8 protein-coding genes, 1 tRNA gene and 1 CRISPR repeat array are annotated in these 11,241 nt (G+C 64.1%); of the genes, 4 read left to right on the top strand and 5 right to left on the bottom strand.

Annotated elements, in window-relative coordinates; genetic code table 11:
* Positions 1–17: 17 nt before the first annotated feature.
* Positions 18–440: a VOC family protein gene (locus ACW9TV_RS06335; protein ID WP_494302664.1), complete on the top strand. Its 423-nt coding sequence runs from the start codon at positions 18–20 to the stop codon at positions 438–440.
* Here ACW9TV_RS06335 and ACW9TV_RS06330 read toward each other — a convergent pair.
* Positions 424–1,086: a DsbA family oxidoreductase gene (locus ACW9TV_RS06330; RefSeq protein ID WP_494302663.1), complete on the bottom strand. Its 663-nt coding sequence runs from the start codon at positions 1,084–1,086 to the stop codon at positions 424–426. The two genes, ACW9TV_RS06335 and ACW9TV_RS06330, sit on opposite strands and share 17 nt — an antisense overlap.
* A gap of 52 nt (positions 1,087–1,138) precedes the next feature.
* Here ACW9TV_RS06330 and ACW9TV_RS06325 point away from each other — a divergent pair, with 52 nt between their 5' ends.
* Both ACW9TV_RS06325 and ACW9TV_RS06320 read left to right on the top strand, forming a co-directional pair.
* Complete coding sequence (locus ACW9TV_RS06325; protein ID WP_494302662.1) at positions 1,139–2,698, top strand: peptide chain release factor 3; 1,560 nt, start codon at positions 1,139–1,141, stop codon at positions 2,696–2,698.
* A gap of 70 nt (positions 2,699–2,768) precedes the next feature.
* On the top strand, positions 2,769–4,286 hold the full coding sequence (locus tag ACW9TV_RS06320) for a serine hydrolase domain-containing protein (protein WP_494302661.1): 1,518 nt from the start codon (positions 2,769–2,771) through the stop codon (positions 4,284–4,286).
* On the opposite strand, the gene ACW9TV_RS06315 is transcribed toward ACW9TV_RS06320, so the two are convergent.
* The gene (locus ACW9TV_RS06315; RefSeq protein ID WP_494302660.1) at positions 4,287–4,817 is read right to left on the bottom strand and encodes a hypothetical protein; all 531 of its coding nucleotides are present in this window, start codon (positions 4,815–4,817) and stop codon (positions 4,287–4,289) included.
* Between the two features lie 77 nt (positions 4,818–4,894).
* On the opposite strand from ACW9TV_RS06315, the gene ACW9TV_RS06310 reads away from it, so the two are divergent.
* Positions 4,895–4,971 (top strand) — tRNA-Arg (locus tag ACW9TV_RS06310).
* A gap of 214 nt (positions 4,972–5,185) precedes the next feature.
* Positions 5,186–6,607: direct repeats of the CRISPR family, unit length 36 nt; unit sequence GCTGCGGATTGCAGCCCTTTCTCGTTCTGCTAGACC.
* Positions 6,608–6,656: 49 nt separating this feature from the next.
* On the opposite strand, the gene cas2 is transcribed toward ACW9TV_RS06310, so the two are convergent.
* From cas2 to cas9, 3 genes are read right to left on the bottom strand one after another with little or no spacing between them, the layout of a single operon-like run.
* On the bottom strand, positions 6,657–6,962 hold the full coding sequence (gene cas2 / locus ACW9TV_RS06305) for a CRISPR-associated endonuclease Cas2 (RefSeq protein WP_494302659.1): 306 nt from the start codon (positions 6,960–6,962) through the stop codon (positions 6,657–6,659).
* Between the two features lie 43 nt (positions 6,963–7,005).
* The gene (gene cas1, locus ACW9TV_RS06300; protein WP_494302658.1) at positions 7,006–7,938 is read right to left on the bottom strand and encodes a type II CRISPR-associated endonuclease Cas1; all 933 of its coding nucleotides are present in this window, start codon (positions 7,936–7,938) and stop codon (positions 7,006–7,008) included.
* Complete coding sequence (gene cas9, locus ACW9TV_RS06295) at positions 7,938–11,012, bottom strand: type II CRISPR RNA-guided endonuclease Cas9 (protein WP_494305048.1); 3,075 nt, start codon at positions 11,010–11,012, stop codon at positions 7,938–7,940. The genes cas1 and cas9 overlap by 1 nt, the downstream gene beginning before the upstream one ends.
* Positions 11,013–11,241: the final 229 nt, after the last annotated feature.

The following is an 11,241-nucleotide window of genomic DNA, read 5'->3' as shown; positions in this document are numbered from 1 at the left end:
CGCGGCACCATGCCACTATGGAACAGCGAATCTCGATCGTCACGCTTGGAACCGCCGACATGGACCGGGCCTGCGCCTTCTGGGAGGCCATGGGGCTGACGCGGAAGGCGAAGCAGACGCCGGGCATGGCCTTCTTCCAGCTGAACGGGCTGCTGCTGGGCCTCTATCCCTTCGAAAAGCTGGCGGCGGATTGCCACCTGCCGGGCGGCAGGCCGGCTGGCGCGATGACGATCGCGCAGAATGTGCGCAGCGAGGCGGAGGTGGAGGCCGTTCTGGCGGCTGCGGTTGCAGCAGGGGGCACCTTGCATGTGCCGGCGCACAAGGCCTTCTGGGGCGGCTATTCGGGCTATTTCCTCGATCCGGATGGCCATCCCTGGGAGGTGGCCTACAATCCCTATTTCGCGTTGCAGCCCAACGGAGACGTCATTCTGCCGGAGTGACGGGGTCCGACGGGAGCGCTGCCATCTTCCTGAGCGCGATCGCCAGCCGTTCGGGTTCCTGCGCGCCCATCACCAGGCCCTTTTCGGCCAGGATCATGGCGGGAACGCCGGTTATGCCCATTTCACCCCAGCGCTGCTCCAGCGCGCGGACGGTTTCGACGAAGCGCCCGTCTGCCAGCACGCACGCCGCTTCGGCGCGATCGAGGCCGGCTGCCTCCACGGCGTTCAGCAGCACATCGACGTCGCTGACATTCTCGCCTTTGGTGAAATAGGCTTCGAACAGCTTCAGCTTCAGCGCCGTCTGCCGCCCCGTGTCCCTTGCCCAGTGCAGCAGCTGGTGGGCGGCGAACGTGTTCCAGATGCGATTCGAGCGGCCGGAAAAATCGATGCCAAGCGGTTCGGCGATCGCCCGCATCCGGCTTCGACTGGCGGCGGACTGTTCCGGCGTCGCCCCATATTTGCGGGCGACATGCTCCCCGATATCCTCGCCCTCGGGGGCCATGGCGGGGTTCAGCTCGAACGGGTGCCAGCGGATGTCGCCTCCAAGCCCGGCGAGTTCCAGCGCCCGTTCCAGCTGACGCCAGCCGATGAAGCACCACGGGCAGACGATGTCGGAAATGATGTCCACCCGGATTGTCTGCGCCATCTCCACTCTCCCGCCGATTGAGGCGCGCCCATATTCGCGCTAGGGGCGCGCCATGTCCACACAGCCAGCCGCGCGTGCCGGGTCCGTTCCGGATCGGCGCACCTTTGCCATCATTTCCCACCCGGATGCCGGGAAGACGACGCTGACCGAACGGCTGCTGCTGGCCGGTGGCGCCATCCATGCCGCCGGCGAGGTGAAGGCGCGCGGAGCCGCCCGGCGCGCGCGTTCGGACTGGATGAAGATCGAGCAGCAGCGCGGCATCTCCGTCACATCTTCCGTGATGACGTTCGAGCGCGGGGGCCTGACCTTCAACCTGCTGGACACGCCGGGCCACGAGGATTTCTCGGAAGATACCTATCGCACGCTGACAGCCGTCGATTCCGCCGTGATGGTGATCGACGCGGCCAAGGGCATCGAGGCGCAGACGCTGAAGCTGTTCGAAGTGTGCCGTCTGCGCAGCGTGCCGATCATCACCTTCGTGAACAAGGTGGACCGGGAAGGGAAGTCGCCCTTCGAGCTGCTGGACGAGATCGCGGACAAGCTGGCCCTGGATGTGTGCCCGATGAGCTGGCCGGTGGGACTGGGCGGTGAGTTCGAGGGTCTGTGGGACATCGAGCGGCAGCAGCTTCAGCGCCCGGACGGAAGCATCGTGAAGGGCGCGCTGAAGGATCTGGTCTCGCCCGCCATCAACGAGCGCGTTTCCGAGGAGCTGGAGCTGGCCCAGATGGGCTATCCGGCGTTCGACGCCGCCGCTTACCGGCATGGGGATCTGACACCCGTCTATTTCGGCTCGGCCCTGCGCGAGATCGGGGTGGAACCGCTGATCGAGGCGCTGGCGCGCTTTGCGCCGGGGCCCCGCCCGCAGCCGGCCGAGCCGGCGCCGATCGACCCCGGCGCCCCCACGGTAACTGGGTTCATCTTCAAGGTGCAGGCCAACATGAACCCCATGCACCGGGACCGGGTGGCCTTCATGCGACTGTGCAGCGGCAAGTTCAAACGCGGCATGCGCCTCAACCAGGTGGGCACGGGCAAGCAGATCGCCGTGCATTCCCCGGTGCTGTTCTTCGCGCGCGAGCGTGAAACGGCGGACGAGGCCTTCCCGGGCGACATCATCGGCATTCCGAACCACGGCACCCTGCGCGTGGGCGACACGCTGACGGACGGGCCGCCGGTGACGATCACGGGCCTGCCCAACTTCGCACCCGAAATCCTGCGGCGCGTGGCGCTGAAGGACCCCACAAAGACCAAACAGCTGAAGAAGGCGCTGGACGACATGGCCGAGGAAGGCGTGATCCAGACCTTCACGCCCCAGATCGGCGCGCAGACGGTGGTGGGCGTGGTGGGCCAGCTGCAGCTGGAAGTGCTGATCAGCCGGCTGGAGGCCGAATACAAGGTGGAAGCCGTGCTGGAAGCCTCCCCCTATGATACCGCCCGCTGGGTCGCCTCGGACGACGCGGCGGCGATGCGGAAGCTGCAGGAAGAGCACAAGAGCCAGATGGCGACCGACCGCGACGGGCACCCTGTGTTCCTGGCGAAGGACCTGTGGGACCTGAACTATATCCAGGGCCGGCATCCGGCTGTCCGCTTCTCGGCAACGCGGGAGCGTCGGTAACGAAGAAGGGTGAAGGAGTGGCGCCCCTTCGTCTCTTTCGCCCCTCAGCCGAAGCGCTATGGTGCCGGGCATGCGCATCCTGACCCTGGCCGTTGCCGCCTTCGCCGCCGTCACCGTTTCCGCCCCGTCGCGCGCCGAGGGCGCCATCGAGGCGAGCCTTCCCGAGATTCGCAGGGGCTTCCAGGACTGGATGCTCGACAACCGGGTGCCCGGCCTCGTGTGGGGGGTGGTGAAGGACGGCAGGCTGGTCGCCGTGGAAGCGATGGGCGTGCAGGATCTTGATGTGAAGCGGCCCGTCACAGCCGACAGCGCCTTCCGCATCGCGTCCATGTCGAAGGCGTTCACGGCCTATGGGGTGCTGCGCCTGGAGGCGGAGGGGAGGCTGAGCCTGTCCGACCCGGCGAGCCGCCATGTGCCGGAGATGTCCGCCTGGGCCACGGGGATCACCGTGGGTGACCTGATGCACCATACGGCCGGCTTCGTCACGGACGACCCCTGGGGAGACCGGCAGCAGGTGCGCACGCCGGCCGAGTTCACGGCGATGCTGAAGGCGGGCTTCCCGCTGCAGTCCGCACCGGGCAGCGCCTACGAATATTCGAACTTCGGCTACGCAACGCTGGGCCGCACGATCACCAATGTATCGGGCATGCCCTATCAGCGCTTCGTCCGTGACCGGGTGTTCCGGCCGCTGGGGATGGCGAGCACCACCTACGACGTGTTCCAGGTGCCGGATGCGCGGCTGGCGCGGGGCTATCGCTGGGAAAACGGCCAATGGTCGCCCGAGCCGATGATGAAGGATGGCGAGTTCGGGGCGATGGGCGGCGTCGTCACCACCGCCAATGACTATGCGAAATGGGTTGCCCACCTGCTTTCGGGCTGGCCGGCGCAGGCAACGACCGGCGGCGACGGAGCCGCGATCCGCACAGACCGGGAACGCGCGGTCATCCGCGCAGACCATGAACGCGCGGTCATCCGCGCGATGCGCACCGGCGGCGGCATCCCCCATGCCCGCGCCCGGCCGGGCAAGGACGCGCCCGACTGCCGCATCGGCTTCATCTATGCGGGCGGCCTGGTTTCGGGCAGCGACTGCCTGCTGGGCGCCGTTCTGTTCCATTCGGGCGGCTACCCCGGTTACGGATCGCACATGCTGCTGCTGCCGGAAGCGGGGGTTGGGCTGTTCGCCTTCGCCAACCGCACCTACGCCGCGCCGCTTGCCCCGGTGTGGGATGCGGCGGGGGTGCTGCAAAGGGCCGGGCTGGTGCGCAAGGCGCCGACGCCGCTGTCGGATGCGCTGGGCCGGGGCTATGCAGCGGCGAGACGGATCTGGGCCGAGGGGCGGATCGACGCGGAGCCGGCGCTGCTGGCCGAGAATATGCTGATGGACCGTTCGGCTGCGAACTGGGCCTCGGAACTCGCCCGGCTGAAGGCCGAAGTGGGCGACTGCGACACCAATGTGCCGATCGTGCCCGGGGGCGCGATGTCGGGCACCTTCCAGTGGCGCTGCACGACCGGGCGCGTGAACGGCCAGTTGCTGCTGGCGCCAACGCCCACGCCGCAGATTCAGGCGCTGCGGCTGGCCCGCCCCTGATCAGCCCCCCAGGGCGCGATTCGCGACCGTCACCTGCGCCTGCGCCCGATCCGCGGCAGCCGCTGTCCGGGTGGTCAGCGCCTCGACCGCGCGGCGATCCGCGTCGTCCGCAGGCAGACTGTCCACGATTCGCGCCAGTGGCACCAGCCGGGCCCCGATCGCATCCAGCGGCGCACGAGCCTGATCATATCGGGAAAGGGCCATCTGCGCGTTCGACCAGCCTTCGCTGCCGATCGACTGCCCGCGCGCGGCCGCCAGCGCCTTGTCGAGCTCTGCCCCCAGCCGTTTCAGGTCCGACTCGACGGCCGCCAGAGCCTCCCCCTCCCGCGCGAGGTCCGCCCTCAGGCTCGCCTGCTGTTCCGGCATCAGGGCAGGCGTCGTATCGGCGCCGGGCGCCTCGATCACGCGGGGCACCTCCCCCGGGCGGGGGGCAAGCGAGGGGAAGCTTCCGCCGCTTCCGGCGCAGCCGGACAAGGCAAGGATAATCGCGAAGGCAGGGGCCATGGCGGACGGGAGAATGGGGGCGCGCATGAAAATCGCTGTAGCGGTGTGCTGCCCGCGCTTGCAATCCGCCGACGCCTCCCTTAAAGGGCCGCCCTCCAAGGCGCGCGCCCGTAGCTCAGCTGGATAGAGCACCAGACTACGAATCTGGGGGTCGGACGTTCGAATCGTTCCGGGCGCGCCATTCTTTTCAACAACTTAAAGTTTTCCCCGCGCCCACCCTGCGCTGCGAGCAATCACGCAGCAATCACCGGCGAGCGAATCGGCTGATTGTGCCCCAGGGTCCTTTCCACCGATGACTGAGCGAGCCACGGTGGCGAACCGTGAACTTTCGGCCACAGAGCCAAACAGCGCCTAGCTTCTGCTTGACCTTCGAGATGACGGCGCCGAGCTTGTCAGGATCGCTCAGCAGCCCTTTCTCGTTCTGCTAGACCCGAGCCACAACGGGGCAGGCCGTTCTGCTGGCTGCGGATTGCAGCCCTTTCTCGTTCTGCTAGACCGCTGGTTGCCCGCACGTCGCGGCCTTTTCCGCTGCGGATTGCAGCCCTTTCTCGTTCTGCTAGACTGCGGGATCGGAAAGCGCGAAGTTCGCGCGAGCTGCGGATTGCAGCCCTTTCTCGTTCTGCTAGACTAGGGCGTCACCTTGAAGCCAACCCGTTCAGGCTGCGGATTGCAGCCCTTTCTCGTTCTGCTAGACCCCACGGTCGCGCGCAGGGTTGCGGTCGCCAGCTGCGGATTGCAGCCCTTTCTCGTTCTGCTAGACCGCCGCGCGCGGACAGCCCGTGGCTGAAGAAGCTGCGGATTGCAGCCCTTTCTCGTTCTGCTAGACCACGGCGGATCAATCGGACGACGGGAAAGGCGCTGCGGATTGCAGCCCTTTCTCGTTCTGCTAGACCCGGCGCTGCGCGGGGAAGCGCGGCATCAATGCTGCGGATTGCAGCCCTTTCTCGTTCTGCTAGACCGTGGCACATCGGCACGCGGCCCAACAGCACGCTGCGGATTGCAGCCCTTTCTCGTTCTGCTAGACCGGTGGCGCGCGGCTACAGCGGGGCCGGCGCGCTGCGGATTGCAGCCCTTTCTCGTTCTGCTAGACCCTTCGGCTTCAGGGCCGCCCTCGCCTGCCGGCTGCGGATTGCAGCCCTTTCTCGTTCTGCTAGACCGCCATCCTTGCACCGGCGTCGCCCATAGCAGCTGCGGATTGCAGCCCTTTCTCGTTCTGCTAGACCCCAGCGCCTTTGAGATACGCGAAACGGTCGGCTGCGGATTGCAGCCCTTTCTCGTTCTGCTAGACCGCCCGCAGCCGCATGATAGGATGGCGCCATGCTGCGGATTGCAGCCCTTTCTCGTTCTGCTAGACCCGCCCTTGTGGGCGCCGTCTTCGGCGTGGCGCTGCGGATTGCAGCCCTTTCTCGTTCTGCTAGACCCCTCGCCCACGCCTACAGCACCATCTGCGAGCTGCGGATTGCAGCCCTTTCTCGTTCTGCTAGACCGGAAAGAGTTACGATGCCGTCAGGCGAAGGGCTGCGGATTGCAGCCCTTTCTCGTTCTGCTAGACCCAAGGCCTGTTCCCCTATCCGCGTGACCATGCTGCGGATTGCAGCCCTTTCTCGTTCTGCTAGACCCGCCGTTTCGGCCGGAATCGTGGTGCGCGCGCTGCGGATTGCAGCCCTTTCTCGTTCTGCTAGACCGGCGACAACATCGCGCTGATGGCGCTGGCGGCTGCGGATTGCAGCCCTTTCTCGTTCTGCTAGACCAACGGGCGCGCGCCTCCCCCTCAAGCTGCGGCTGCGGATTGCAGCCCTTTCTCGTTCTGCTAGACCAGCCCTCGCGTAGTGAATTGAAAACGCGAGGGCTTTTCCTCTTTCATCCTCAGAAAAGCTGCAACTGAGCCGGTGCTGCGGGCACCTTCTGCCGCTTTTTTCCGACATAGACTCGGATACGACCGAACTGGTTGTCGGTGACTGTCAGGAATCGCACCTCTCCCTTTTCCGGCACCTTGGCGCCCATCCGAGTGGCGTGCAGCTCAGCGTTGTCGATCGAGGCGCAGTGACGAATGTAGATCGAGAACTGCATCATGGTGAAACCGTCTTCCAGCAGTTCCTTTCGGAACCTGGCGTAGGCGCGCCGCGCGGCTTTGGTGTCAACAGGAAGGTCGAACATGGCGATCACCCACATGCTCCGCCACCCCCAGGGCTGTATCGAGTAGCGCGGCGGCGGCTCAGGTCGTGCCATCTTCGACGAGTTCGGGCTGCAGCGGCAGACTCTCGGGAAGGATCAGTCCTTCTCGATCATTCATCGTGATGGCCTTTGCCAGGCTGGCGGCAGATTGTTCGATCCCCAGGAGGAGCGGCCAGCGCCTGCCGCCCACCAGTATCGTTTCGTTGAAGATCGCGAGAAGGGCAGCGCGCGTCGGCCGGTCATCGAGGCCAGGTGAAGCCTCGCCGGACATGACAAGACTGCGCACCCTCCAGTCCACGATCGGCCGCCACGGCTCCAGCAGATCATCGTCCAGACAAAAGGGGTTGGATCGGTTCCGGTGCCATACGCCGAGTGAGGGGATAAGGCCGGATGCAACAATCGAGCGCGCGCAGGCCGCACGCACAATGGCGTAGCCATAATTCAGCAAGGCGTTGATGCCATCGGCGGCACGATCGCGCCGAAAATCCTTGCCGAACAACTTCGGCCAATAGCGCTGGGCGCCCTGTGCTTCGAAATTGTCTGGATCACCTGATCGGACACGAGCGGCAAGAGCAGTCAGGCCTGCATCGTCGCTGCCAAATTCCCGCAAGGCCCGTGCTTGCTGGCGAAGCTTGGCGGCCACAAGTGCTTGCCAAAGGCGTTTTCGCAATGGCGCGCTGGCTTCCACCTGCGCCCAGTGTCGTTCGGTCGCTGCATGATGCCCTTCCATCGGCAGCATGATGCCGGCGGGAAGATGATCCCGACCGGACACGATGACGGTGGCTCCGGCAGCCAGGCACTCAATGAAGACGGACTGGGTGTAGGTGGCGCGGGGTTCATCCACGACGAGTACGCCCAGATCCTCTATGGGGATGGTTGCTCTTGGCATCTCCGGGCGTTCGATGACCAGTTGGCGGTGGGCCACCGACAACCTGGTGCCCAGTGTGGCGATTTCGATGGTCTTTCTCAGCATCAGTCGCGGGCCGGGCGAATGCGGCCTATGGGATCGACGGAAACCTTGCGGCCTCCTGATTTCAGGATTGAGGCTGCAGTCGGGCGAAACACCGACAGGCCACTCGCATCCTCGGCACGCCAGAGTACGATCGGGCCAGCAGCCCAGACACCCTGGACAATCCAGTGCCCCTTCAGTTTGCCATCCGGGAACTCAAGAGCGTCGCCCTGCCCCAGGGACATCAGCAGCCTGGCGCCGTTCCGCTGCGTTGCAGTTACCGGTTCCTTGCGCCTCAACCGGTTCGCCGCCTCGAACAAGCTAACGATCTCTGTTTCGACCTTGCCATCGGGGTGTCGGAATATTGCCATATGGTGATTGTTGCCCAGATCGGCATAGCCGTTCTTGAGCTTCGCCATCAGCTTGTCCTGCTGCTTCACGCGGATGCGCACCTTGCGAATGGGGGCGCCCCCCACGGAAACCGAAGGGTATCCCCCGACAAAAGCCTTCTTCGGATCCCCACCGTTGGCCTCCACCCATGCGCGCACGGTGTCTCGAACATGAGAGTCGGGCCAGGCTTCATCGTCAGCAAGCAGCGACTTCGACAACGACTCGACCGGCTTTCGTGTCACGAACCAACGATAGTGAATGCCACCAGTTCCTTCGGCAGGGCCTGCATCGCCATAGGTCGTGTCCTTGTGCAGCGGACCGGACACCTTGCGACGCACGCGGTGCGAAACGACAATCTCGCCTACCTTGACTTCAGCCTGCTGGCGCACGTTTGCAAATGGCGGATCGAGGGACGGCTCCGCCATCGGTACCGCGGAGTCACGCGCCTGAAACCAATTCGAGAGGCGCTGAGTGTAACCCGGGTGCGCAAGCGCGGCGACGAGGGCGTCTATAGCGTGGTGACGATGATCGGCGCGGGTTTTCTCCCCGCTGTCCGACAGGATGCCGTTAAGGCCCCAATTGCGCCGCAACCGCGAGGTGACCCGGCCTGAAAGTGTCGCGACGCGGACCTCGCCGGACTGGCCGAGATCCGGAAACAATTGCTTCAGGAAGCCGACTGCCTGACGAGCAGCATATCCCGTGTCGTTCAACTGACGGCTGGCGAAGTCGGCCGGGATTTCGACCGCCGCAAATCGTCTGGCCTTGGCAGTTACCCGCCCGGGTGGCCCGTCGAAGTTCCTGACGCGCCTGAGGGCATTTTCCCATGCGTCGGCATCATGTTCGAAGGCCTCGAACGGCGTTCGATTTGACTTCCTGAGATTGAAATCGCGGTGGCAAAGGGTCTTGTTTGCGAAGCTGTCATCGAAGCTGCGCCAGCGCGGCCAGATATGTTCAACCTGGAACTCGCCGGTCTGGAACAATGCGACGAAGCTGATCTCGCGACCGGTGTAGGGGCAGATCCTCCGGCATTCCTTCCAGAGCAGCCATTTCTCGACATCGTCCCGCGATGGCTGGGTGATTCCATTAGCCTGCAGCGCCGCGATTGCTGCCTTTCTCTCCTTCTCTCGGTCGCGATTGCGTTTCAGCTCTTCGGCACGTTCCCGCGCAGATCGGCCGACCTCACGCGCAACCTCTACCCTGATCCTGTCCGGCGGACCGTAAACCGAAATAAGGTTGTTCACCACCTTGCGGAGTTCATTCTGTGCGCGCAGCACAGTAGGGTTTCGGATGGTCTTCTGCCGCTCGACTTCGTCCCGGCTGTTGCCAGGCGTCGGCAGTTTTTGCACCCAAGACCCGGTTGGTTTGACCCGATTGGGGAAGGTGGCGACACGCCAGCCTTCCTCTTCGGGGCTGGCAAGAAGCGCACCAAAGATGGCACCCTCCTGCAGGCGCGGAAGGAACGCCTCGAGCGATGCGACCGAGAAGGGCTCCCAGCCTGGTGCGAAGTTAAGCGCGGCGAGAGCGGCTGCCTGCTGGTCGGTCAGGGCATAGTCGGCCTGCATTAGGTCTCGGGCTTCGTCCCGCATACGTTTTCTGTCAGACTCCCGGCGGATAACGATCCGGCCACCCACCTGCCCATAATCGGCAGCATACAAGCGGGAATGGATCTCTCGACGCATGCGATCGCGAAGATCGGGTTCTCTCTCCCATCGATCACCCATGATCGACGCCAGCTTGTTTTCGAGCCGGTTCCCGACGAGGCCTTTCTCTCCCGCCCTCTGCAGGTTGAAGCTGGGCTTCTCCGGCATATCATGCTTGCGCCAGTAGAGCTTCAGGTGGCGATGAATTCCGGCCCAACTGGCACTGTCCTGTTTCCTGAGAAGGCCGAGAATCGCCGCGCGCTCGTTTTCATCGAGTGGTCTGCCGTTGCCCTCCTCGATCCGGAGGTTGTTCAGTTTCTCCAGCATCCGCTTTTCCTGCGCGATCCAGCTTGCGCTTGCAGCCAGCTCTGCGCCAGGCACGAACCGACAGCGCCCTAGCGTTGCCAGGCGCCAGAAAACGGGCTTCTGATCGAAAATAACTTGCTCGAGAGCCTGCGAAAAGACCGGATCGGCCAACTGCGGATGATGTGAGTCTTGCGCACGCACGATTGCTCGAAATTCGGCAGCCACATCTTCGCGTGCAAAGTGATGACCCCTTCGCCTTTCTTCACGCTCGGGAATTTGAGCCAAGAATGCACCAAGCTGCAAGCCTGACGCTTTCAGGGCATTGCGATCAGCCTCTCGCTTGTTTGCAGCCGCTTTTTCGTCGGCTGCGAGATTTTCTTCGTAAGTATCGCCATCGATGTCGGCCTGCTCCAGATCGCGCCCCCTGAAATGGCGACGCTGCGCCAGATGATAAATTGCCCGCCCAAGTTCGAGCGGCGAGAGCGCGTCTCGTGTTGCCCGGCAACGTAGGGCCCATGGGTCAATCGACATGACTGTCGCCCATTCGGATCCTGGCGACTTGCTGAACGCTGGCAGAAGGCCCGCTTCTGATAGCAACCGGTTCAGCTCGAGTCGCCGTGCGCGCCGTCGCCGGAGTTGCCGTCTCATCATTCGGCGCTTTCGGCGTTCCTGATTCAGCGGAATTCCGTCAGGATCTCTAGCCTCAGGAAAAATTCGCGTACCCAAGTGGAGAATATCGCCGCTGGAGGCGGCCGGGTCCATGCGCACGACCGCCGAACCTATCGAAGTTGTACCGATGTCAAATCCAAATATGATTTCCCGAGTCACGCTTGACCTCCCATTCTGCAATGCTAGCATGAATTTCTAGCAGAACGAGAAGGGGCTGCTTTTCGCAAGCAAATGCTTCTTCGTGTGGGCTCGGCGTCCCAAAAGCACCCGCCGATTCATTGCGGTGTCCCTAGCGATAGGGGCACCGCTTTGCTGTTTAGCG

It is taken from the genome of Sandaracinobacter sp. T42 (assembly GCF_059115405.1).
This window is presented reverse-complemented; position numbering and strand designations above follow the sequence as displayed.

Excerpts from the sequence above, each read along its gene's own strand:
- ACW9TV_RS06325 (WP_494302662.1), top strand. The coding sequence starts at position 1,139 with ATGTCCACACAGCCAGCCGCGCGTGCCGGGTCCGTTCCGGATCGGCGC.
- ACW9TV_RS06330 (WP_494302663.1), bottom strand. The coding sequence starts at position 1,086 with ATGGCGCAGACAATCCGGGTGGACATCATTTCCGACATCGTCTGCCCG.
- ACW9TV_RS06315 (WP_494302660.1), bottom strand. The coding sequence starts at position 4,817 with ATGCGCGCCCCCATTCTCCCGTCCGCCATGGCCCCTGCCTTCGCGATT.
- cas9 (WP_494305048.1), bottom strand. The coding sequence starts at position 11,012 with ATGGACCCGGCCGCCTCCAGCGGCGATATTCTCCACTTGGGTACGCGA.
- cas1 (WP_494302658.1), bottom strand. The coding sequence starts at position 7,938 with ATGCTGAGAAAGACCATCGAAATCGCCACACTGGGCACCAGGTTGTCG.
- cas2 (WP_494302659.1), bottom strand. The coding sequence starts at position 6,962 with ATGTGGGTGATCGCCATGTTCGACCTTCCTGTTGACACCAAAGCCGCG.
- ACW9TV_RS06335 (WP_494302664.1), top strand. The coding sequence starts at position 18 with ATGGAACAGCGAATCTCGATCGTCACGCTTGGAACCGCCGACATGGAC.
- ACW9TV_RS06320 (WP_494302661.1), top strand. The coding sequence starts at position 2,769 with ATGCGCATCCTGACCCTGGCCGTTGCCGCCTTCGCCGCCGTCACCGTT.